Annotated in this window: 16 protein-coding genes; 10 read left to right on the top strand and 6 right to left on the bottom strand. The window is 64.1% G+C overall.

Annotated features, from left to right (window positions below):
• Positions 1 to 32 precede the first annotated feature (32 nt).
• From secD to ACFQ3C_RS16280, 3 genes are all read right to left on the bottom strand, one after another.
• Positions 33 to 2,663: a protein translocase subunit SecD gene (gene secD / locus ACFQ3C_RS16290; RefSeq protein WP_380793976.1), complete on the bottom strand. Its 2,631-nt coding sequence runs from the start codon at positions 2,661 to 2,663 to the stop codon at positions 33 to 35.
• 220 nt (positions 2,664 to 2,883) lie between these two features.
• Positions 2,884 to 3,255, bottom strand: coding sequence for a hypothetical protein (locus ACFQ3C_RS16285; protein WP_380793974.1), 372 nt, complete (start codon positions 3,253 to 3,255; stop codon positions 2,884 to 2,886).
• An 82-nt stretch (positions 3,256 to 3,337) separates the two neighbouring features.
• Positions 3,338 to 3,637, bottom strand: coding sequence for a hypothetical protein (locus ACFQ3C_RS16280; RefSeq protein WP_380793972.1), 300 nt, complete (start codon positions 3,635 to 3,637; stop codon positions 3,338 to 3,340).
• 335 nt (positions 3,638 to 3,972) lie between these two features.
• On the opposite strand from ACFQ3C_RS16280, the gene ACFQ3C_RS16275 reads away from it, so the two are divergent.
• The 3 genes from ACFQ3C_RS16275 (at position 3,973) to ACFQ3C_RS16265 (ending at position 9,770) form a co-directional block, all read left to right on the top strand.
• Complete coding sequence (locus ACFQ3C_RS16275) at positions 3,973 to 5,955, top strand: potassium transporter Kup (RefSeq protein ID WP_380793970.1); 1,983 nt, start codon at positions 3,973 to 3,975, stop codon at positions 5,953 to 5,955.
• 250 nt (positions 5,956 to 6,205) lie between these two features.
• The gene (locus tag ACFQ3C_RS16270; RefSeq protein WP_380794130.1) at positions 6,206 to 7,600 is read left to right on the top strand and encodes a hypothetical protein; all 1,395 of its coding nucleotides are present in this window, start codon (positions 6,206 to 6,208) and stop codon (positions 7,598 to 7,600) included.
• Positions 7,601 to 7,709: 109 nt separating this feature from the next.
• Positions 7,710 to 9,770, top strand: a complete 2,061-nt coding sequence (locus ACFQ3C_RS16265) for a molybdopterin-containing oxidoreductase family protein (protein ID WP_380793968.1) — start codon at positions 7,710 to 7,712, stop codon at positions 9,768 to 9,770.
• Between the two features lie 52 nt (positions 9,771 to 9,822).
• On the opposite strand, the gene ACFQ3C_RS16260 is transcribed toward ACFQ3C_RS16265, so the two are convergent.
• Positions 9,823 to 10,191 carry a winged helix-turn-helix domain-containing protein gene (locus ACFQ3C_RS16260; RefSeq protein ID WP_380793966.1) on the bottom strand — a complete coding sequence of 123 codons (369 nt, stop codon included), beginning with the start codon at positions 10,189 to 10,191 and terminating at the stop codon, positions 9,823 to 9,825.
• A 228-nt stretch (positions 10,192 to 10,419) separates the two neighbouring features.
• Between ACFQ3C_RS16260 and ACFQ3C_RS16255 the strand changes: the two genes are divergently transcribed.
• The gene (locus tag ACFQ3C_RS16255; RefSeq protein ID WP_380794127.1) at positions 10,420 to 11,586 is read left to right on the top strand and encodes an RsmB/NOP family class I SAM-dependent RNA methyltransferase; all 1,167 of its coding nucleotides are present in this window, start codon (positions 10,420 to 10,422) and stop codon (positions 11,584 to 11,586) included.
• A 166-nt stretch (positions 11,587 to 11,752) separates the two neighbouring features.
• On the top strand, positions 11,753 to 14,032 hold the full coding sequence (locus ACFQ3C_RS16250; protein WP_380793964.1) for an ATP-binding protein: 2,280 nt from the start codon (positions 11,753 to 11,755) through the stop codon (positions 14,030 to 14,032).
• Between the two features lie 27 nt (positions 14,033 to 14,059).
• On the opposite strand, the gene ACFQ3C_RS16245 is transcribed toward ACFQ3C_RS16250, so the two are convergent.
• Positions 14,060 to 14,668, bottom strand: a complete 609-nt coding sequence (locus ACFQ3C_RS16245; protein WP_380793962.1) for a gamma-glutamyl kinase — start codon at positions 14,666 to 14,668, stop codon at positions 14,060 to 14,062.
• 198 nt (positions 14,669 to 14,866) lie between these two features.
• Here ACFQ3C_RS16245 and recA point away from each other — a divergent pair, with 198 nt between their 5' ends.
• The 5 genes from recA to ACFQ3C_RS16220 all read left to right on the top strand — a co-directional run bounded on the left by recA (position 14,867) and on the right by ACFQ3C_RS16220 (position 19,986).
• Complete coding sequence (gene recA / locus ACFQ3C_RS16240; protein ID WP_380793960.1) at positions 14,867 to 15,943, top strand: recombinase RecA; 1,077 nt, start codon at positions 14,867 to 14,869, stop codon at positions 15,941 to 15,943.
• Between the two features lie 159 nt (positions 15,944 to 16,102).
• Positions 16,103 to 18,763: an alanine--tRNA ligase gene (gene alaS, locus ACFQ3C_RS16235; protein ID WP_380793958.1), complete on the top strand. Its 2,661-nt coding sequence runs from the start codon at positions 16,103 to 16,105 to the stop codon at positions 18,761 to 18,763.
• A 15-nt stretch (positions 18,764 to 18,778) separates the two neighbouring features.
• Positions 18,779 to 19,063: a DUF1330 domain-containing protein gene (locus tag ACFQ3C_RS16230; RefSeq protein ID WP_380793956.1), complete on the top strand. Its 285-nt coding sequence runs from the start codon at positions 18,779 to 18,781 to the stop codon at positions 19,061 to 19,063.
• 15 nt (positions 19,064 to 19,078) lie between these two features.
• Positions 19,079 to 19,366, top strand: coding sequence for a DUF1330 domain-containing protein (locus tag ACFQ3C_RS16225; RefSeq protein WP_380793954.1), 288 nt, complete (start codon positions 19,079 to 19,081; stop codon positions 19,364 to 19,366).
• Between the two features lie 68 nt (positions 19,367 to 19,434).
• The gene (locus ACFQ3C_RS16220) at positions 19,435 to 19,986 is read left to right on the top strand and encodes a histidine phosphatase family protein (RefSeq protein WP_380793952.1); all 552 of its coding nucleotides are present in this window, start codon (positions 19,435 to 19,437) and stop codon (positions 19,984 to 19,986) included.
• Positions 19,987 to 19,996: 10 nt separating this feature from the next.
• Here ACFQ3C_RS16220 and typA read toward each other — a convergent pair whose 3' ends face one another.
• Positions 19,997 to 21,817 (bottom strand): translational GTPase TypA, encoded by a 1,821-nt coding sequence (gene typA, locus ACFQ3C_RS16215; protein WP_380793950.1) that lies wholly within the window; start codon positions 21,815 to 21,817, stop codon positions 19,997 to 19,999.
• Positions 21,818 to 21,849 lie beyond the last annotated feature (32 nt).

The following is a 21,849-nucleotide window of genomic DNA, read 5'->3' as shown; positions in this document are numbered from 1 at the left end:
GGCAGGTGTGCCCGGTCGTCTGGTTTCAGGCTTCAGGCGTCGATATGGGCGAATTCATGCTGCACCTTGCGTTTCGCCTTGTCGCTGCGGTCCAGCCCAAGGAACAGGACGATGTTTTTCGCGACATAAAGCGTTGACCACGTGCCGATGATCACGCCGAACAGCATCGCGAAGACAAAGCCGCGGATCACATCGCCGCCGAAGATCAGCAGCGCCGCAAGTGCGATCAGCGTCGTCACCGCCGTCATCAAGGTCCGGCTGAGCGTCTCGTTGGCGGACAGGTTCATCAGGTCGCGCAGCGGCATGGCCTTGTATTTCGCCAGGTTCTCGCGCAGCCGGTCGAAGATCACGACCGTGTCGTTGACCGAATAGCCCAGGATCGTCAGCAGCGCCGCCACGATGGTCAGATCAAAGCGCAACTGGAACAGCGCGAAGACCCCCATCGTCACGATCACGTCATGCGCCAGCGCCGCCACGGTGCCCACCGCGAACTGCCATTCGAAACGCATCCAGACATAGGCAAGGATGCCGAACGCGCCCGCGCCGACTGCGGCCAGGGCCAACCAGATCAGTTCCGCCGACACCTTGGGGCCGACCGAATCCACCGCCGTGAAAGCAATGGCCGGATCGACAGCCCGCAGCGTGTCCTGGACCTGCGCGATGGTTGCGGTCGAAATCGCCTCGATCCCGTCCTGCGCCTGCACGCGGATCATGGCGACATGCTGATCGGCGCGGAAGGCCGGATCGAAGACTTCGGAAATCGTCACATCGCCCAGCTGCAGGGTGGACAGCGCCGCGCGATAGGCGCCCAGGTCGATCTCATGCACGGATTCGGTGCGGAAGGTCGTGCCGCCCTTGAAGTCGATCCCGAAGTTCAGCCCCATCGTCGCGATCAACAGAAGCGAGGCCAGAACCGCGAAAAGGGACAGCCCGAAGGTCGCCCATTGCGCGCGGAAGAAGTCGATCGTGGTCGTGTCGGGCGCCAGCCTGATCCACCCCCGCAGGGTGATCATGGCCGGTTTGCGCCAGTGCATCCAGGTTTCGATGATCAGCCGCGTCACATAGACCGCCGTGAACATCGAGGTGAGGATTCCCAGGCCCAGCGTCACCGCAAAGCCGCGCACGGCTCCCGATCCGATGGCGAACATGATCAGCGCGGTCAGCAGGCCGGTCAGGTTGCTGTCCAGGATCGCGGACAGGGCCTTTTCAAAGCCCAGCGTGATGGCGCGACCGGCGGGGCGGCCTTGGCGCAATTCCTCGCGGATGCGCTCGAAGATCAGGACGTTGGCATCCACCGCCATGCCCATGGTCAGCACGATGCCCGCGATCCCCGGCAGGGTCAGGGTGGCCCCGATCAGCGACAGCGCGGCCATCAGCAATGTCATGTTGATGCCAAGCGCCACGACCGCCATGACGCCGAAGCTGCCGTAGCAGGCCAGCATGAAGACGACCACAGCCGCCATGCCGATGACGGCTGCGCGCTGACCGGCAGCGATGCTGTCCTGTCCCAGTTCCGGCCCGATGGTGCGTTCTTCCAGAAAGGACATTCCAGCAGGCAGGGCGCCGGCGCGCAGCAGCACGGCCAGATCCGTGCTGTCCTCGACGGTGAATTGCCCGGTGATGATACCCGATCCGCCGGGGATATGGCTCTGGATCACGGGGGCGCTGATCACCTCCTTGTCCAGGACAATGGCAAAGGGCTGGCCGATATGCGCGGCGGTGTAGTCGCCAAAGGCCCGTGCGCCGGTGGGATCGAAGCGGAAATTGACGGCGGGGCGGTTGTTCTGGTCGAAGGCGGGCTGTGCATCCACAAGGTTGTCGCCGCTGACGACCGGGCTTTGATCGACAATGTAGAACACGTCCGGCTCGTTCATCGCGGGCAGGATCTGCGTGCCGGGCTGGGTTGCCGCATCGGCGCTGGCGGCGCGCCCGATGACCGGATGAAAGCTGAGATGCGCTGTCGTGCCGATCAGCGCCTTGAGTTCCGAGGCCGACCCGATGCCCGGCACCTGGATCAGGATGCGGTTCTGGCCCTGACGCTGGATCGTGGGTTCGCGTGTGCCCACCTCGTCGATCCGGCGGCGGATGATCTCAAGGCTTTGTTGCAGCGTGCGTTCGTCGGATGCGGCGCGTTCGGCCTCGGACAGGGTCACGATCAGGACGCCCGCTTCGGCCCGGACCTCGATATCGCTCTGGCCTGCGCCCGCAAGTGATGTGACGGGCGAGGCCAGCGCGCGCAGGGCGGCGATGGCGGCCTGTTCCCCTGCGGGATCGGACAGGGCGATCCGCAATTCGCCGGGTGCTGCATCCAGTCTGCGGATGGTGCCCACCTTGTCGCGCTGATCGCGCAGCGTGTCGCGGATCTGCGGCCAGAAGGCATCCATGCGGGCGGAATGGACATCTTCGACCTGGATCTCGGCCAGAAGATGCGCGCCTCCGCGCAGATCCAGCCCGAGGTTGACAAGCCCGGACGGCAACCACGCCTGCCAACCCGCCAGATCGGCGGCTTTTTCCGGGGGCAGGGCGCCGGTTTCGGTCTGCAGGGCGAGGGCATCGTTATACCGCTCGACCTGCGGGTAGAATGCATTGGGAAGGGCAAAGACAAGCCCCCAGAGGCAAACGCTCCAGATCAGGAGGCGTTTCCAGAAGATGGTTTTCGACATCGTTGTTTCCTTGGGCCGACAAGGGCAGGGCGCGGGGCCCGGTCCGTCAAGGCCGGTATGATCTGCAAGTTCGGGCTGCCATGCGTGCCTGCCGATCCGCAGAGGCCGCCGCCGGACACGCCGGAAGGGGCAAAGGATCGGATGGCAATCGGATGCCGCCGCATCAAGGGTTTTGTGGCAGGGGGGCATGTTCATACCCCCGCGTCATGCCACGGATCCGTCAGGCTGCGGGCGGCGCCCTGGGGGCATGGGGGGACTGATCATGTGCAAGGCGGCTGACCGTCTGCTGTCCTGTCAGGTCCCCACCGGCATCTGCGGCAAAGCCCGGCGCAGTCAGAGGGGGCGACAGGAAAGGGTCGGGATCTGCGCCGAAACGCTCATCCGGGGCGCGTTGCGCGGGGCCCGACTTGACCTGAAGGGCCGCCAGTTCCGGTGTGCCCAGAATGCTGATCGCGTCGCTGCGGACAGACGGCCCGGCCCCGGCCTGGGGCGCGGTTGTGCCAACGGACCAGGCCAGCAGCAGCGACAGCAGCACCGTCCAGGCGGCCTGGGCCTGGCGTGACACTCCTGCAATCAGACGGGCGGCTTTCATGACGAGATTATCCCACCGTCGCGGGGGAATGACAATCGACCACGATTGGCGGCGCGGCAGATTGTTTGCGGGTCATTCACGGTCATGTCAGGCTCAGGACAGCCATCAGGGCAAGCCCGGTGCCGCGCGCCAGATCCGCATGGTAGGCGGGGCCGCCGTAGCGCGCGGCCGACCGCCAGACACCGACAAGGGCCATGGCATTATAGGGCAGCGACAGGCCCTTTCCCACGATCAGCGCCTGCCACACCAGATCGAAACTCACCAGGATCAGCAGCGCGATACTGGTCGACAGGTTCACCATCAGGCCGCCAATGACGGCCCAGTTCCAGAACGCATCGCCTAGCGCAAGATCGCCCCGCCAGAGGGACTTCAGCTTTTCCATCCTGCCTAATTGGGGCGCGCGGTGCCTTTGCACCAGCCTTCCGGCCTTGGATATTTTCAGCCCGGGTTCTGACCGGCGGCGCTGTGGCCGGAATGCGGGCCTTTCGGCTCTGTCCTGATCCTTGTGGACCGACGGTTGCGAGGCACTCCACCATGGCCCACGCCCATGACAGCCGGGCACATGCGCTGCATTGCGGCGTGTCATGCTCCTGTGATAAAATTCGAATCGACCGCATTGATGCGGTTGCTGCCAGGAGCCTTTGCGGATCCCCGCCGGAACTGCGACATGCGCGAAGACCCGCGCGATGTGCACCGGACCTGTCGCTCAGACACATCATGACATCATTCAAAACGCAGGGCCCGTTTTTACGGGATGAAAGCCGGTTGCCAGTCTTGGACGAGGACGAACTGGACATTGCAGACTACCTTCGCGAAGAGGGCGATGACCCCGTCACCCTTCCCGCGAAGCAGACATTCGCCGCCCTGACCATCGGGGCCGTCGGGGTTGTCTATGGCGATATCGGGACCAGCCCGCTTTATGCCTTTCGTGAGGCGCTGCGCCCTGTCGCGGCCGGTGGCACTGTCACACCGGCCGAAGTGCTGGGTCTGCTGTCGCTTCTGATCTGGACACTGATCCTGATTGTCACCCTCAAATACGTTTTCTTCCTGCTTCGGGTTGATAACCGGGGCGAGGGCGGGATCCTTGCCTTGTACACGATGGTGCGACTGGCCATCGGGCGCCGGTCGATCCCGGTGCTTTCCCTGGCCATCATCGGCGCGGCGCTGTTTTTCGGGGATGCGGTCATCACGCCTGCGATCTCGGTCCTGTCCGCGGTCGAGGGCGCGGGGCTGGTCATGCCCGCGCTGGATGCATGGGTCGTGCCTGCGACATTGGGCATCCTGGCGGGGCTTTTTGCAGTGCAGCGCCGCGGCACCAAGACAATCGCCAGAACCTTCGGGCCGATCACCGTGCTGTGGTTCTCGGTGCTGGCGGGTCTGGGGCTGTGGCATATCCTCAAGGCGCCGGAGGTGCTGGCGGCCTTCAACCCGGTCTGGGCGGTGGCTTTCCTGACCGGACACCAGATGGTCGCCTTCGCGGTGCTGGGCGCGGTCTTTCTGGCCGTGACAGGGGCCGAGGCGCTGTATGCCGACCTTGGGCATTTCGGTCGTCGTCCGATCATGGTGGCCTGGTTCGCGCTGGTCTTTCCGGCGTTGATGCTGAACTACCTTGGCCAGGGCGCGCTGGTGCTGACAGATCCGGGCGCGCTGTCGAACCCGCTGTTCGCGATGGTGCCGCCGGGCGCCTTGCCATGGCTGGTGACGCTGGCCACGGCAGCGACGGTGATCGCGGCGCAGGCGGTGATCTCGGGCGCCTTCTCGATGGGGCGTGCGGCGATCCAGTTGGGCCTTCTGCCGCGCATGATGATCCGCCATACCGCGGCGGATCAGAGCGGGCAGATCTATATCGGCACGATCAACTGGCTGCTGCTGGCCGGTGTGGTCTGGCTGGTGCTGGCCTTTCAAACCTCGGAAGGGCTGGCCCATGCCTATGGCATCGCGGTGACGGGGACGATGATCGTGACCAGCGCGCTGGCCTGTCTTTACCTGGTCCGGTCGGGACTGCTGCCGCTGCCGCTGGCACTGGTGATCGTGGCCCCCATTGCCGCGATCGAGATCGTGTTCCTGATGTCCAACCTGACCAAGATCATGGATGGCGGCTTTGTGCCCGTGGTCATCGCCCTGGTGCTGGGCGCCGCGATGTGTGCCTGGTGGCGCGGCACGCAGACCATTCTGGCAAAATCCCACCGCCTGCTTGTACCGATCGACGGTTTCGCAAGGTCGATGGCCGACAGCTCTGTGCATATCGTGCCCGGTACGGCCTTCTTTCTCAGCCCTGATCCCGAGGTCGTGCCCTCGGCGCTGCTGCACAACCTCAAGCATAATCGCGTGCTGCATGAGCAGACCGTGATCCTGACGATCGAGACGCTGCGCGTGCCCTTGGCCGATCCCGCCGAGCGCGCCAGCTTTCAGGTGATGGGGCCGCATATCGCGCGCCTGACCTTGCGCTTCGGTTTCATGGAAACCCCCAATGTGTCGCGTGCCCTGGGTGCGGCGCGGCGCGCGGGGCTGAAGTTCGACGTGATGCGCACGACCTTCTTTCTGGGCCGAAGACGGCCAGTGGTGACCGGCCCGGTTGGCTGGAAGCGGATCCTCGACCGGGTTTATGCGCTGCTCTATCGCATGGCGGCCGATCCATCGGATTTCTACCATTTGCCGCGCGACCGCGTGGTGGAACTGGGGGAACGCGTGGCCGTGTGATCGCGGTCCTGCCCTGCCAATCCTGCATAGCCGACCCCGCATCACCGATCCTTTCTGGCCGATCCTGCCGGACCGGATGGCGATTGTGCTGCGAAACGGGCAGCGCTGCCTTGCGTCAGGGGCTTTGGCGCATTTTTCCCGTGGCGCTGAAACCTTCATGGCCAAGGCGCTTGCAGTTCCGCAGGCAAGGCTGCACACAAGGGCAGAGCACCACCCGGAACAGCAACCCGGAACAGCCACCGAACAGCCTATGGGAATGCGCAGCTTGGGCGACAAGGTATCGGGACTTCTGCTATGCGCGATCACCGTTCTTGTGATTTGCAACGAGTGGGGATTGGCCGCATGGACGCAACCGCTCAAGGCAATGCTGGTGCTGGCCTTGATGGCGATCCTAGTCTTTCAGGTGCGTCTGTCGCGCAAGGCTTTCGTCGCCGTGGCCGTCCTGATCAGCATCGCATTGGCGGCCACCCATGCCGGTTGGCGCGCGATCGTGGTCGACGGGCTGGTGACATCGGCATTCATCGGCGCGTTTTTCACGGCCTTGTCGACGCTGCGTAGCGTCGCGGCGACATCGCCCGCGATCCAGCGGGCCGGCACGTTTCTGGCGGGGCAACGCCCCGGACGGCGCTATGCCGCGCTGACCCTGGGAGGTCAGGCCTTTGCCTTGCTGCTGAACTACGGCTCCTTGCAATTGCTGGGCGCGCTGGCGATGGCGAATGCGAAACTGGAACCCGATGCCGAAATCCGCGCGCACCGGATCAGGCGGATGCTGCTGGCGATCCAGCGGGCCTTTGTGTCCACCCTGCCGTGGTCGCCCCTGTCCTTTGCGGTGGCGATCTCGATCAGCGTGATCCCGGGAACCAGCTGGTCACAGGCCATGCTGCCGGGTCTGGTCACATCCGTGATCCTGGCGGGCATCGGCTGGACGCTTGATACGGTGTTCAAACCGCATCTGGCCGTCACGCCGACCCGGACCGCGCCGCAGGGAACCTGGGCCACGATGTTGCCGCTTGTGGCGCTTCTGGCCGTCCTGGTCGTCGGCGTGGTCAGCCTGGCCCAACTGACGGATGTTCGTATCGTGGGGCTTGTCGCGGTGCTTGTCCCTTCCATCGCATTGGTCTGGATGTTCATCCAGCATTGGTCCGAGGTGCCATTTGCCAAGGTGGCCCGTCGTATCAGCGATTACGTGTTGCAGGAACTGCCCGGTTACCGGGGCGAGTTGGTGCTTTTGATGATGGCGGGCTACATCGGCACGGTCGGCGCGCAACTGGTCGGGCCCCTGATGCTGCGGGCGGGGCTGGATCTTTCCATGGTTCAACCCTGGCTGATCCTGGTCTCGTTCGTCTGGATCATTCCGCTGGCCGGGCAATTCGGCATGAACCCGATCCTTGCGGTGACGCTTCTGGCGCCCCTGATCCCCGAGGCCGCCAGCCTTGGGGTGGAACCCACCGCGCTGGTGGTGGCGCTGACGGCGGGCTGGGCGCTGAGCGGTGCAAGTTCCCCCTTCACCGCGACAACGCTTCTGATCGGGCATTTCGCCGGGATCAGCGCGCTGCGGGTGGGGGTGGTGTGGAATGGCGCCTATACGCTGGTCTGTGGCGTTGTGCTGTCCTGCTGGGTCCTGATCTATGCTTTTGTCCTCTAGGCGGCCCCGATGGTCCGATCTGACGCGGAGCCATGTGCCCGGACCACCATGGGCTGGCTTGCGGCAAGGGGGCGGTCTATGCTGACCCATGGCGCAACGCGGGGGCATCATGGCTGATCAAGGCATCTTCAAGACCATGTGTCCGATGAACTGCCATCCGACCCTGTGCGGCATGACCGTCACGGTCGAAAAGGGGGGCGGCATCGCCATCGCGGGGGATGAGACGAACCCCGATAGCGAAGGCTTTCTGTGCATGCGGGGCAAGGCCGCGCATGAGATCGTCGGCAACGATCGCCGGTTGCTGAAGCCCCTGGTGCGCCAGTCGCGCGGCAGCGCGGACTGGGCGGACACAAGCTGGGACGATGTGCTGGACCGGATCGCGGGGCAGATGCAGGTGGTCGGGCGCGAGGCTGTCGGCGTCTGGCAGGGTCACGGCAATGCGGTGAACGACTATGGCTTTGGCTTGAAGCGCGGTCAGATGGAGCGTTTCGCCAATCTTTACGGCTGCCACTTCTGGAACCCGGCGATGACATGCTGGGGGTTGGGCGGCTTCGGCCTGGGGTTGACCGGGGCGCTTGAAACCTCGACCAAGGAGGATCTGAGCGCGCATTCCGATCTGGTCATCCTGTGGGGTGTGAATACTGTCAGCCAGGCCAATACCCTGCGTCATGTCGAACGCGCGAAACGGCGCGGCGCGCGGATCGTCGCGATCGACATACGCAAGACCGAAGCTTCGGCGCTGGCCGACGAATTGATCCTTGTGCGGCCCGGATCAGATGCCGCGCTGGCGCTGGCGATGATCCATGTGATCATCGCTGATGGCAACTGGGACGCAGGGTTCGTGGCGGAACATACGGTGGGTTTCGATGCCCTCAAGGCGCATGTGCAGCCGATGACACCCCTTTGGGCGCAGGCACAGACGGGCGTGCCTGCTGACAGTATCATCGCGCTGGCGCGCAGCTATGCGGCAACCCGGCCTGCGATGATCGTCATCGGCGGATCCTCGTTGCACAAGGGCGACAATACATGGAATGCGGCGCGCGCGATTTCCTGCCTTGTCGGGCTGAGCGGCAATTTCGGCCGTCCCGGTGGCGGGATCGGTCCGCGCCATGGCAGCCGCAGCCATGGTGCCGGCTTCGCCGACCTGAGCGCCGCCGATCGTCGCCTGCCCGGCACCTATGTGCCCAACCAGATGGAGGCGGTGATCACAGCGCTGGAACGCGGTGCGATCAAGGTCTTTGTCGCGATCGGGTCCAATTTCCTGTCCTCGTTTCCCGATACCAACCGGGTGCGCGCGGCCCTGAACAAGGCCGAGATGGTGATTGCCTATGACATTTTCCCCAACCAGATGATCCGGGAGGTGGCCGATATCGTCCTGCCCGGAACGATCTGGCTGGAAGAGATCGGCGCGAAAGCCACGAATACGCATGTGCATCTGTCGGATCGCGTTCTGCCTGCGGCGGGTGATGCCCGGCCGGCATACGCGCTCTATCAAGGGCTTGCACAACGTCTGGGTGTCGCGGACGTCTACCCCTGGGCGGATCAGGAGGCGGCGATGAACGCGGCGCTTGATCATCCTGCCACGGGCCATGCCACGGTTGCCATGATGCGCGCGGCCGGTGGCCGGGTTCCGCTGAAGATATCGCATGTGGCTTATCCGACATTCGACTTCGCGACCCCGTCCGGCAAGATCGAATTCCATTCCGAACGGGCCGCCGCGATGGGGCTGCCCCCGCTTCCGGTGGCGGCCGATACATCGGATGGATCCGGCGGGTTGATCCTGGCCCATGGGCGCACCTTCGCGCATTTCCATTCCTTCTATGACCATGCGCGCGCGCTTCCGACGCTTGCTGCGCGCGAGGCCGCGCCCGAATTCTGGATCGCCCCCTCTGATGCCGAGGCCAGGGGGATTGCCGACGGGGACCAGATCGAGGCGTGGAACGCGGGCGGATGTTTTCGCGCCCGGGCCAGGGTCACCGCACGGATACCCGCAGGGGCGATCTGGATCAGGGATGGCTGGCCCGGCCTGAACGCGCTGACGGATGGTGCGGCGGTTCTTCCCGATGCGGCCCTTGATGCTTTTTCGTTTTCCGTCGGCCAAAGCCATTTCGGCGCGCGCGTCGAGGTGAGGGTGACGCAGGGGGGTGAATATCCGCAAGGGTTATCCTGAGGAACGGCTGTGCCTGTTGATCTGTGCCTGCGTTCCTTGGGCGCGGGGGCGGTTATTGTCGGGCGTCATCCTTGAGCAGCGCGCATAGGGCGTCCAGCTGGGTGGCCCCGGCATCGGAGGCCTCATGCTCGAAGGCGCGGTATAGGGTCAGCACGCGCTGGCCCGCCTCGGTCAGGCGCGCGCCACCGCCGCCCGGGCCACCGCGCGTGCTGTCGACCAGAGGGTCATTGAACATCTCGTTCAGGGTGCCGATCAATTGCCAGGCGCGCTTGTAGCTCATGCCCATCTCCCGGCCCGCGGCCGCGATGGATCCGGTGCGGGCAATCCGTTCCAGCAATTCGGCCTTTCCGGGGCCGATCATCTCGTCTGCGCCAAAGACGATGCGGATGCGCAAGCGGGGGCGTTGTGGGTCCTGATCCATGGGGCGACATTCCTATCAGCCTGTGCCGAATGCAAGCATCACGCGATGGCCCGGCGCGAGGCCAAGCTTGCGCCGCCGCTGCGGATCGTCCAGATAGAGGCCCTGCCGCAGGGCTGCCACGCGGTAATGCGCCCAAGGGAATGGAGCAAGGCAAATGAAGCACCGACACGCGCCTGCCGCGCCAGATCAGACCGGCCCGGTGCCTGCGCCCGCCGTGACGGTGCCGTCATGACACCGGCGGCCAGGCTTGCCGCGGCGGCACAGGTGCTTGACCAGGTGCTGGCCGGAGAGGCCGCCGAAAAGGCGCTGATCGGTTGGGCAAGACGCAGCCGGTTTGCCGGATCGGGCGATCGCGCGGCCCTGCGTGACCTTGTGTTCGATGCGCTGCGTCGCAAACGCTCTCTTGCGGCCCTTGGCGGGGCGATGACCGGGCGCGGGCTGATGCTGGGGCTGCTGCGGGCCGAAGGGCGTGATCCCGACACGCTGCTGACGGGGCAGGGCCATGCGTTGCCGCCCCTCACCCCGGACGAGCGGCAGGCAGGACGCCCGCCCGCGCCAGGGCCAGAGGCGTCAGATATGCCCGATTGGCTGTGGCCCCTGCTGCTGGACAGCCTTGGCGACAGGGCGGCTCAGGTCGCCACCGTCCTGCAGAGCCGTGCCCCGGTCATGTTGCGTGTCAACCTGGCCAAGGCCAATCCGGGCCAGGCGCTTGCCGCACTGGCCGAGGACGGGATCATCGCGGAACCCGATCCGGTTTCCGGCACGGCCCTGAAGGTGGGTGACGGGGCGCGGAAGGTGGCGCAATCGCGGGCCTATCTTGAGGGGCTTGTCGAATTGCAGGATGGTTCAAGCCAGGCCACGATGGATGAGCTTTCTCTGCCAAGAGACGGAAAAATATTGGATTTCTGTGCTGGCGGCGGTGGCAAGTCGCTTGCGATGGCCGCGCGAGGCGGCGCGCAGGTCATGGCGCATGATATTCAGCCCGCGCGAATGAAGGATCTTCCGGCGCGGGCGGCGCGCGCCGGGGTGCGGATACAGACGCTTGAGACGGCCGCCCTGGCGCAGGCGGCTCCCTTTGATCTGGTCCTGTGCGACGCCCCCTGCAGCGGGTCAGGCGCGTGGCGTCGTGCGCCCGAGGGCAAGTGGGATCTGACACCGCAGCGGCTGGTGGAGCTCTGCGCCATTCAGGATGGCATCCTGAAACAGGCGGCCGGGCTTGTGGCGCCGCAAGGGGTTCTGGCCTACGCCACCTGTTCGGTGTTGCGGGACGAGAACGAAGCCCGGATCGCGGCGTTTGTCTCGGCGCATCCCGATTGGCGGCAGATCGCGGTCCGGCGCTGGGATCCCGGCCCCTCGGGGGATGGATTTTTCCTGGCGCAGCTACGCAAGGGTTGAAAAATCTTTCAGGAATCGCGTTTTTGGCGAAAATTAAATAGCGATTAAGCTTTCAGCGGTCATTCTGTGAATACGTGATTCGCGGTTGATGTCGGGTGTAAGTGGTTTGGATTGGGTAACAGGTGACAGCGACAGCGGGTCGATAGCCCGGGTTTGCAGCCGCATCATGGCCCGTGCGGGCGCGTTGGCCGGGCTTGCGGCGCTGTCGCTTGCGCTTGCATTGACGATTGCCGACGACGCTGTGGCGCAACTGTTCCTTTCGGCGACGTCCGTGCTGGTGGCCACGCTTTTCCTGGCTTGGGCGGGGCAGCGCCTGCAGCGCATGTCCGCGATGCGGCGCGCGGCGGCGATCCGGACCCTTGTGGCCCGGGACATCACCCCCACGATCCTGACCGATGCGGATGGCGAGGTGACATTTAGCAATCCTGCCGCGGTGACGCGTTTCGCGCCCCTGGCTGGCCAGACCCTGCAATCGGTATTTCGTGGCGTCCTGGCGAATCCCGACGCGGTGCTTTTTCGGCTTCAGGCCAAGGCCGCGTCCACAGGTGCCGCGCGCGAGGATATCGTGATCCGTGGGGGGCACCTGCGTCTTGCGGTACAGGGGCTGGAAGGGGGCGGTTATCTCTGGCGCGCCGAAGATATCGCAAACCGTCCGGTGGCGGCACGCGGCCTTTCCGGGGCGGATGTCGCGATGCTGACGGTTGGGCGCGGCGGCACGATTTTGTCGATGAATGACGCGGCACGGCGCCTGGTCGGGGAGCGTGTGAAGTCGCTGGACCGATTGTGTGCGGAATTGCCGTTTCGCCAGGGGCAGATTCACAGGATTACCACGTCGCAGGGGCACAGGCCCTGCCTTGTGATCGAAACCGAACCGGGCATCGGGCGGCGCGAGCTGTTCCTGCTGCCTATGCCCGACAGCGCCGGCACGGTTCAGACGGGCGGCACCGATCTGCATGAAGGCTGGCACTTCTTTGATGCCTTGCCGGTTCCACTGTTGAAGCTTGATCCCGACGGGGATGTTCTTCTGTCCAATCGTCCGGCACGGGAACTGCTGGGGATTCGGGATGGCGCACCTTGCCGCATGTCCGATCTGATGGAGGGGTTGGGCCGCTCGATCGCCGATTGGCTGGCCGAGGCCGCGATGGGGCGTGCCGGTCCGCAGTGCGAATTCCTGCGTCTGACGCGGGCGGATAGCGAGGTTTTCGTTCAGGTCACGCTCAACCGTGTGCAGGACCGTGGCCGCCCCGCGCTGATCGCGGTTCTGTCCGATGCGACCGAACTCAAGACACTCGAGGCGCAATTCGTCCAGAGCCAGAAAATGCAGGCCATTGGCGAACTGGCGGGCGGGGTCGCGCATGATTTCAACAATCTTCTTACCGCGATTTCAGGGCATTGCGACCTGTTGTTGCTGCGCCATGATCAGGGCGATCCGGATTATGGCGACCTGGTGCAGATCCATCAGAACGCCAATCGCGCCGCGGCTCTTGTTGGGCAGCTGCTTGCCTTTTCGCGCAAGCAGACCCTCAGGCCCGAGGTGCTGGATCTGCGTGACACGCTGTCGGACCTGACCCATCTGCTGAACCGGCTGGTGGGTGAGAAGATCACCCTGACGCTGACCCATGAACCGGTGCAGCAGGCCGTGCGCGCCGACAAGCGGCAACTGGAGCAGGTGTTGATGAACCTGGTGGTCAATGCGCGGGATGCGATGCCCGGGGGTGGCGAAATCCGGATCGAGACGGAAGGGTTGCTGCTGCGCAAGCCGATGGAGCGCGACCGGGTGACGCTGCCGCCCGGATCCTATGTTTCGGTCAAGGTGTCGGATCACGGCCATGGCATACCGGCCGACAAGTTGCAGAAGGTCTTTGAGCCTTTTTACACGACCAAGCGCACGGGCGAGGGGACGGGCCTTGGCCTGTCCACGGCTTATGGAATCGTCAAGCAGAGCGGTGGCTACATCTTCGTGGACAGCGTCCTGGGGCAGGGCACCTGTTTCACGCTGCTGTTTCCGGGGCATGACCTTGTCATGGCCCCGGCCGCACCGGCGCCAGCACCGGTGGTGTCGGGCAAGGGCCAGCGCCTGGGCGATGGCGTGGTGCTGCTGGTCGAGGATGAGGCGCCTGTGCGCGCTTTCGCATCACGCGCCCTGCGGCTGCGCGGCTATACCGTGATCGAAGCGGAATCGGCCGAACAGGCGCTGCGTACGCTGGAAGATGCCAGCCTCAGCGTTGATATATTCGTGACCGATGTGATCATGCCGGGCATGGATGGGCCAAGCTGGGTGCGCGAGGCGCTCAAGCAGCGGCCAGACGTGAGGGTGGTTTTCGTCTCGGGCTATGCCGAGGAGTCATTCGGCGACGCGCAGGCCAGCATTCCGAACTCGGTCTTTCTGCCCAAGCCGTTCTCGCTCAATGATCTGACAGAAACGGTGAAGGGGCAGTTGCATTGAGGCCTTGCCCCCGGCCGGCGTAGCCTGTCACGCGCCGCGCACCGGGATCGCATCCCACAGGTCGAACTCTTCGGCGCAGACGCGCCGCAGCTTGCTCTGGACCGCTGGCGAAAGCTCCAGATCCATCTCGGGCGAGACATTGCTGCGTGGCAGGACGATTCGCATATCCAGCCGCGCTTCGAGGAAGCGCAACAGCCCCGCCTGGTCCTCATAGCGAAACAGATGATCGACCGCGGTGCCGTTCGGGCGGGGTTCCAGAAAGCGGGCCTGGCTTCCGACATTGGCAAAGCCGGGCGTCTCCTTCTGCATGTAGGCGGTCACGAAATCGTCGAAACTGACGTCGAAGGTGGCATTGGGTTTGCCCTGCATGAAGGGACGCCTGCGGAACCTGTACCAGCTGCCCAGCCAGCTGATCGGTTCGCGCATCACGGCCAGGGTTTCGACCGTGTCGGTCTTGCAGGCCTTCTCGAACATCGGCCGAAAGAACCGGTTGTAGCGATAAAGCGGCGCATGTTTCAGCTCGGGCGGGTCAAGAACCGCGATCGAGGCATGGGGGGCGAGGGCCTCCTCCCAGGCGGTGGTTCCCGTTTTCGGAACCGACAGAAAGACCAGACCTTGCTTCCAGAAAACTAGCATGTGACCTCTCTTGTCGCGGGATACCGAACAGTCTTCACAACCTTAAACTACTCCTTAACCAGTTTGGGCAAAAGTGGAACAGTGAAAATTGATCTTGAAATGTTCCTGTTTTGGTCTCATAACCAAAACCAAGAACAAGACAGGAACACAGGCAATCGTTGCCGCCCGCGACCGGGTGTGGAATAAGGGGTCATAACAATGGCAATGGCAGATCTTCTTTCAATGGACAGCAAGAAAAACGCGGACAAGCAGAAGGCGCTCGACAGTGCGCTGGCCCAGATCGAACGGCAGTTCGGCAAGGGCTCGATCATGAAGCTGGGCGGCGAGAACGTCATGCGCGACATCGAGGCGACCTCGACCGGGTCGCTCGGTCTCGATATCGCGCTGGGGATCGGCGGGCTGCCCAAGGGGCGGATCATCGAAATCTACGGCCCCGAAAGCTCGGGCAAGACCACGCTGACGCTGCATTGCGTGGCGGAAGAGCAGAAAAAGGGCGGGATCTGCGCCTTTGTGGATGCCGAACATGCGCTGGATCCGCAATATGCCAAGAAACTTGGCGTCAACCTGGAAGAGCTGCTGATCAGCCAGCCCGACACCGGCGAACAGGCGTTGGAGATCGTGGATACGCTGGTGCGTTCCGGCGCGGTCAGCATGGTCGTCGTGGACAGTGTCGCGGCACTGACCCCGAAAAGCGAACTTGAAGGCGACATGGGTGACAGCAACGTCGGCGTGCAGGCCCGTTTGATGAGCCAGGCCATGCGCAAGCTGACCGGGTCGATCAGCCGCTCGAACTGCATGGTGATCTTCATCAACCAGATCCGGATGAAGATCGGCGTGATGTTTGGCAGCCCCGAAACCACCACGGGCGGCAATGCGCTGAAATTCTACAGCTCCGTGCGCCTGGACATCCGCCGTATCGGCGCGATCAAGGACCGCGACGAGGTGGTGGGCAACGCGACACGCGTGAAGGTCGTCAAGAACAAGGTCGCGCCACCCTTCAAGCAGGTCGAATTTGACATCATGTATGGCGAGGGGATTTCCAAGACCGGCGAGTTGCTTGATCTTGGGGTCAAGGCCGGCGTGGTCGAAAAATCGGGTGCCTGGTTCAGCTATGGCGATGAACGCATGGGGCAGGGGCGCGAGAATTCGAAACAGTTCCTGCGCGACAACCCGCAGGTCGCCCTTGCGATCGAGGACAAGATCCGCGCCTCTCACGGGCTGGAGTTCAACATGGGCGGCGAAGGCGCGGATGACGAGGATGTTGTCGAAAGCTGAACGGGCGCGGTCCGTCACGACCTGTTCCCCTATGAAGGCCCGCCCGGATTGGCGGGCCTTTTGCATTTGCGCGGCACTGTGCACCAAGCGCCTGTGGACAGGCGCGCCCGTGGCCGTTACATCAGCGCAAAGCCCGTGACCTTAACGGAAAGTCCGCCCATGCCAACGCTGAACGATATCCGATCGACCTTCCTGTCCTATTTTGCCAAGCAGGGGCACGAGGTTGTGCCCTCCAGCCCGCTTGTGCCGCGCAATGACCCGACGCTGATGTTCGCGAATTCGGGAATGGTGCAGTTCAAGAACCTGTTCACCGGGGTCGAACATCGCGATTACAAGCGTGCGACCACGGCGCAGAAATGTGTGCGCGCCGGGGGCAAGCATAATGACCTGGACAATGTCGGCTATACCGCGCGGCATCACACCTTCTTCGAGATGCTGGGCAACTTCAGCTTCGGTGACTATTTCAAATCCGAAGCGATCCCCTTCGCCTGGGAACTGCTGACCAAGGATTTCGATATTCCCAAGGACAGGCTTCTGGTCACGGTCTACCATACCGATGACGAGGCTGCGAATATCTGGAAAAAGGTGGCGGGGCTGTCGGATGACCGGATCATCCGTATTCCGACCAATGACAATTTCTGGATGATGGGGCCGACCGGGCCTTGCGGACCTTGCACCGAGATCTTCTTTGATCATGGCGATCACATCTGGGGCGGCCCTCCGGGAAGCCCCGAGGAGGATGGTGACCGTTTCGTCGAGATCTGGAACCTTGTTTTCATGCAATACGAGCAGTTCGAGGATGGCACCCGGCGCGAGCTGGCGGCCCAGTCCATCGACACCGGCATGGGGATCGAGCGGGTCGCGGCGCTGCTGCAGGGCACGAATGACAACTATGCGACCGATCTGATTCGCAGCCTGATCGAGGCCAGCGCGCATGTCACCTCGACCGATCCCGATGGGCCGGGCAAGACGCATCACCGGGTGATCGCGGACCATCTGCGCTCGACCTCCTTCCTGATTGCGGATGGTGTGATGCCGTCGAATGACGGACGCGGTTACGTGCTGCGCCGGATCATGCGCCGTGCGATGCGCCATGCGCATCTGCTGGGCGCGAAGGATCCGGTCATGCATCAGCTGGTGCCCGCGCTGGTGCGCCAGATGGGTGCGGCCTATCCTGAATTGACTCGCGCCCAGGCGCTGATCGAGGAAACCCTGCGGCTTGAGGAATCCCGCTTCAAGCAGACGCTGGATCGCGGTCTGCGCCTGCTGGATGATGAATTGTCCCACCTGCCGGATGGGGCGGCCTTGCCGGGGGCGGCGGCGTTCAAACTGTATGATACCTATGGTTTCCCGCTGGACCTGACGCAGGATGCGCTGCGCGAAAAGGGCCGTGCGGTGGATACCGAAGGCTTCGACAGCGCCATGGCCGAACAGAAGGCCAAGGCCCGCGCGGCATGGTCCGGCAGCGGCGAGGCGGCGGATGCCACGATCTGGTTCGACATTGCCGACACGCATGGTGCGACGGATTTCCTGGGTTACGATACCGAAACCGCGGAAGGCCAGGTTGTGGCGCTGGTGCGTGACGGGGCCGAAGTTCCCTCGGCCAAGGCGGGCGAGAGCGTGCAGATCGTCATGAACCAGACGCCATTCTATGCGGAAAGCGGCGGCCAGGTCGGCGATACCGGCTATCTGCGCGGGCATGACCTGCTGGTGCGGATCACCGATACGCGCAAATCGGCGGGTGTCTTCATCCATTTCGGTGAGGTCCTGGAAGGCGAGATCGCCAAGGGCGGTCACGGCGCGCTGGAAGTCGATCACGCACGCCGTGCGGCGATCCGGGCCAATCACTCGGCCACCCACCTGCTGCACGAGGCGCTGCGCGAGACGCTGGGCGATCACGTCGCACAGCGCGGTTCGTTGAACGCGCCGGATCGTTTGCGCTTTGACTTCAGCCACTCCAAGGCGCTGAGTGCTGCGGAACTGGCCAGTGTGGCGGATCAGGTCAACGCCTTCATCCGGCAGAACAGCCCAGTCGAAACCCGGATCATGACGCCCGACGACGCCCGCGACATCGGTGCACAGGCGCTGTTTGGTGAAAAATACGGTGACGAGGTGCGGGTCGTGTCGATGGGCCGTGCCGATACCGGCAAAGGCCATGGCGGCAAGACCTGGTCGATCGAACTCTGCGGTGGCACCCATGTCGCGCGCACTGGCGATATCGGCGTTTGCGTGATCCTGGGGGATAGCGCGTCCAGCGCGGGTGTGCGCCGGATCGAGGCGCTGACCGGAGAGGCGGCTGTGGCGCATATTCGTGCCGAGGCGCAACGCCTGGCGCAGGCCTGTGACACGCTCAAGGCGCAACCTGCCGATCTGGCGGACCGTCTGCGCGCGCTTCTGGATGAGCGCCGCGCCCTGTCCAACGAAGTGGCGCAACTGCGCCGCGAGTTGGCCATGGCCGGCGGCGCCGGGCAAGGTGCGGCGCCGGAAGCCAAGGACATCAACGGTGTGGCCTTCATTGCACAGGTCCTGTCGGGCGTATCCGGCAAGGATCTGCCGGCGCTGATCGACGAGCACAAGCAGCGTATCGGCTCTGGGGCGGTGCTGCTGATCGCGGATGCCGATGGCAAGGCGGCCGTGGCGGCGGGCGTAACGCCTGACATGACTGGTCGCGTGTCGGCCGTGGACATGGTGCGCGCGGCGGTGCCGGCACTGGGTGGCAAGGGCGGCGGTGGCCGTCCCGACATGGCCCAGGGCGGCGGCGCCGATGCGTCGAAAGCGGCCGAGGCGATTGCCGCGGTCGAAGCAATGCTTGGCGCCTGAGGGGAAGCACAGACAATGACAGCCTATATCATCGCGCGGATCGAGGTCACGGACCTTGAGGATTACAAGACCTATGCCAGCCAGACCGTGGCCCTGGCCGAAAAGGCGGGGGGCACTTTCCTGGTGAAGGGTGGCCCGATGACACAGATCGAAGGCTCTGGTCCTGATCGCCATGTCATCATCAGCTTTCCCACGCGCGAACAGGCACTAGCCTGGTACGAATCCCCCGAATATCAGGCGATCCTGCCGATCGCCCTGCGCAGCAGCCGCCGCGATCTTGTCGTCGTGGACGGGATCTGAAGAAGGAAAAGACCGATGAGCGCACTCTGGATTGCCCATGTGACCGTGACCGACCCCGAAGCCTATGGCCGTTACGCGCAACTGGCCGGACCGGCCATTGCCAAGCACGGCGGCGCGTTCATCGCGCGCGGCGGGCGCTTCGTCCAGCTTGAAGGCAAGGAACGTCCGCGCAATGTCGTGGCGCGCTTTCCCTCTGTGGAAGCGGCCGAAGCCTGCTATCACTCGCCCGAGTATCAGGAAGCGCTGAGCCATGCGCGCGGCGCATCCGAACGCGAACTGGTGATTGTCGAGATCACCGAGTAATCCGCGCGGGACTGGACCGGGGCAGCCTTTGGCCTAGGTTTCGGACAATCGTTCCGAAAGCAGGTGCCATGCTGTCCCGTATTATTGCGTTTCTTCTTCTCGTCTTGCCGACGCCCCTTCTGGCCAATGACTGGGATGCCCTGCGCGAACCGGGCGCCATAGCCTTGATGCGCCATGCCATCGCGCCAGGCGGGGGGGATCCTGCGGGCTTCGTGCTTGGCGACTGTTCCACCCAGCGCAATCTGGACAACCGCGGTCGCGAACAGGCGCGCCGTACCGGCGATGCGCTGCGCGCGCAGGGCATTGCCTTTGATCAGGTCTGGTCAAGCGGGTGGTGCCGCTGTGTCGATACCGCGCGTCTGATGGACATGGGCACGTTCGAGGTACGGCCTTTCCTGCATTCTTTCTTCGGCAATCGCGCCGACGGGCCCGCACAGACGCGTGAGGCCCTGGCCGCGATCGCAGAGCAGCCCCTGGATGCGCGGCTGTTGCTGGTGACCCATCAGGTCAATATCTCGGCCCTGACCGGCGTCGTGCCATCCTCGGGTGAGATCATCGTCGTGCGGCGTTTGCCCGACGGCGGGCTGGAGGTGTCAGGGCGCATAAGCATCGCGCCCTGACACATTGATATCACTTGGATTTTGCGTGGCGCTTGCGCTCATGCGGATCCAGGTAGCGCTTGCGCAGACGGATCGCATGGGGGGTCACTTCGACCAGTTCGTCATCGTCGATATAGGCGATGGCCTGTTCCAGCGTCATCGTGATCGGGGTGGTCAGGCGTACCGCCTCATCCGTGCCAGAGGCGCGGACGTTGGTCAGTTTCTTGCCCTTCAGCGGGTTCACGTCCAGATCGTTGTCACGGCTGTGTTCGCCGATGATCATGCCCTGGTAGACATCGGCCTGCGCGCCGATAAACAGGCGCCCACGCTCTTCCAGGTTCCACAGCGCATAGGCGACCGAGGTGCCGTTTTCCATCGAGATCAGCACACCGGCGCGACGGCCGGGGATGGCGCCCTTGTGGGGGGCCCAGCTGTTGAACACGCGGTTCAGAACGCCGGTGCCGCGCGTGTCGGTCAGGAATTCACCGTGATAGCCGATCAGGCCGCGGGACGGGACCAGCGCGATGATGCGGGTCTTGCCCACGCCTGCGGGTTTCATCTCGACCAGTTCGCCCTTGCGGGTGCCGGTGATCTTTTCGATCACGACGCCGGAATATTCGTCATCCACGTCGATGGTGACTTCCTCGATCGGTTCCAGACGCTCGCCATTGGGGCCTTCGCGGAACAGAACCTGCGGGCGCGAAATGCTCAGCTCAAAGCCCTCGCGGCGCATGTTCTCGATCAGCACACCCATCTGAAGTTCGCCACGACCGGCCACTTCGAAGGCTTCACCGCCCGGCGTGTCCGAGATCTTGATGGCGACGTTCGATTCCGCTTCTTTCATCAGGCGTTCGCGGATCACGCGCGATTGCACCTTCTTGCCATCACGGCCAGCCAGCGGGCTGTCGTTGATGCCAAAGGTCACGGTGATCGTGGGCGGATCGATCGGCTGTGCGGGCAGGGGCACGTCCACGGCCAGGGCGCAGATCGTATCGGCCACGGTCGCCTTGGTCATGCCGGCCAGGCTGACGATGTCGCCGGCCACGGCCTCGTCGATATCCTGCTGTCCAAGGCCCCGGAAGGCCTGCACGCGGGTCACGCGGAATTGTTCGATCTTCTGGCCGATGCGCGACAACGCCTGCACGGTGGCGCCCACTTTCAGACGGCCCGATTCGACGCGGCCGGTCAGCAGGCGGCCCACGAAGGGATCGGACCCGAGGGTGGTCGCCAGCATGCGGAAGGGTTCATCCGCGTGTTTCTGCTGCCTGGGCGCGGGCACATGGCGCACGATCAGATTGAACAGTGCCGCCAGGTCCTTGCGCGGACCCTTCAGATCGGCATCGGCCCAGCCCGAGCGGCCCGAGGCGTAGAGATGCGGGAAATCCAGCTGGTCTTCATTGGCGCCCAGGTTGGCGAAAAGGTCAAAACATTCATCCAGCGCGCGATCGGGTTCGGCGTCGGGCTTGTCGACCTTGTTCAGCACCACGATCGGACGCAGACCAAGCGCAAGTGCCTTGGATGTCACGAATTTTGTCTGGGGCATCGGGCCTTCGGCGGCATCGACCAGCAGCACCACACCATCGACCATGGACAGGATCCGCTCGACCTCGCCGCCGAAATCGGCGTGGCCGGGGGTGTCGACGATATTGATCCGCGTGCCTTTCCATTCGACCGAGGTCGCCTTGGCCAGGATCGTGATGCCACGTTCGCGTTCCAGGTCATTGCTGTCCATGGCGCGTTCGGTTGTTGCCTGGTTTTCGCGGTAGGTGCCCGACTGCTTGAGCAGCTCGTCCACCAGTGTTGTCTTGCCGTGGTCCACATGCGCGATGATGGCGATATTTCGCAGGTCCATTGTCTGTCCTTTGGGGAAGTTTGCGGCGGGGT

This window comes from Seohaeicola saemankumensis, assembly GCF_042678485.1.
GTDB lineage: Bacteria > Pseudomonadota > Alphaproteobacteria > Rhodobacterales > Rhodobacteraceae > Seohaeicola > Seohaeicola saemankumensis.
Note: the sequence above shows the minus strand (reverse complement) of the source record. Positions and strands in the feature narration are given on the sequence as shown.

What these genes read in the sequence shown, in the direction of transcription:
- secD (WP_380793976.1), bottom strand. Translation starts at nt 2,663, where the DNA reads ATGTCGAAAACCATCTTCTGGAAACGCCTCCTGATCTGGAGCGTTTGC.
- ACFQ3C_RS16285 (WP_380793974.1), bottom strand. Translation starts at nt 3,255, where the DNA reads ATGAAAGCCGCCCGTCTGATTGCAGGAGTGTCACGCCAGGCCCAGGCC.
- ACFQ3C_RS16280 (WP_380793972.1), bottom strand. Translation starts at nt 3,637, where the DNA reads ATGGAAAAGCTGAAGTCCCTCTGGCGGGGCGATCTTGCGCTAGGCGAT.
- ACFQ3C_RS16275 (WP_380793970.1), top strand. Translation starts at nt 3,973, where the DNA reads ATGACATCATTCAAAACGCAGGGCCCGTTTTTACGGGATGAAAGCCGG.
- ACFQ3C_RS16270 (WP_380794130.1), top strand. Translation starts at nt 6,206, where the DNA reads ATGGGAATGCGCAGCTTGGGCGACAAGGTATCGGGACTTCTGCTATGC.
- ACFQ3C_RS16265 (WP_380793968.1), top strand. Translation starts at nt 7,710, where the DNA reads ATGGCTGATCAAGGCATCTTCAAGACCATGTGTCCGATGAACTGCCAT.
- ACFQ3C_RS16260 (WP_380793966.1), bottom strand. Translation starts at nt 10,191, where the DNA reads ATGGATCAGGACCCACAACGCCCCCGCTTGCGCATCCGCATCGTCTTT.
- ACFQ3C_RS16255 (WP_380794127.1), top strand. Translation starts at nt 10,420, where the DNA reads ATGACACCGGCGGCCAGGCTTGCCGCGGCGGCACAGGTGCTTGACCAG.
- ACFQ3C_RS16250 (WP_380793964.1), top strand. Translation starts at nt 11,753, where the DNA reads ATGGCCCGTGCGGGCGCGTTGGCCGGGCTTGCGGCGCTGTCGCTTGCG.
- ACFQ3C_RS16245 (WP_380793962.1), bottom strand. Translation starts at nt 14,668, where the DNA reads ATGCTAGTTTTCTGGAAGCAAGGTCTGGTCTTTCTGTCGGTTCCGAAA.
- recA (WP_380793960.1), top strand. Translation starts at nt 14,867, where the DNA reads ATGGCAATGGCAGATCTTCTTTCAATGGACAGCAAGAAAAACGCGGAC.
- alaS (WP_380793958.1), top strand. Translation starts at nt 16,103, where the DNA reads ATGCCAACGCTGAACGATATCCGATCGACCTTCCTGTCCTATTTTGCC.
- ACFQ3C_RS16230 (WP_380793956.1), top strand. Translation starts at nt 18,779, where the DNA reads ATGACAGCCTATATCATCGCGCGGATCGAGGTCACGGACCTTGAGGAT.
- ACFQ3C_RS16225 (WP_380793954.1), top strand. Translation starts at nt 19,079, where the DNA reads ATGAGCGCACTCTGGATTGCCCATGTGACCGTGACCGACCCCGAAGCC.
- ACFQ3C_RS16220 (WP_380793952.1), top strand. Translation starts at nt 19,435, where the DNA reads ATGCTGTCCCGTATTATTGCGTTTCTTCTTCTCGTCTTGCCGACGCCC.
- typA (WP_380793950.1), bottom strand. Translation starts at nt 21,817, where the DNA reads ATGGACCTGCGAAATATCGCCATCATCGCGCATGTGGACCACGGCAAG.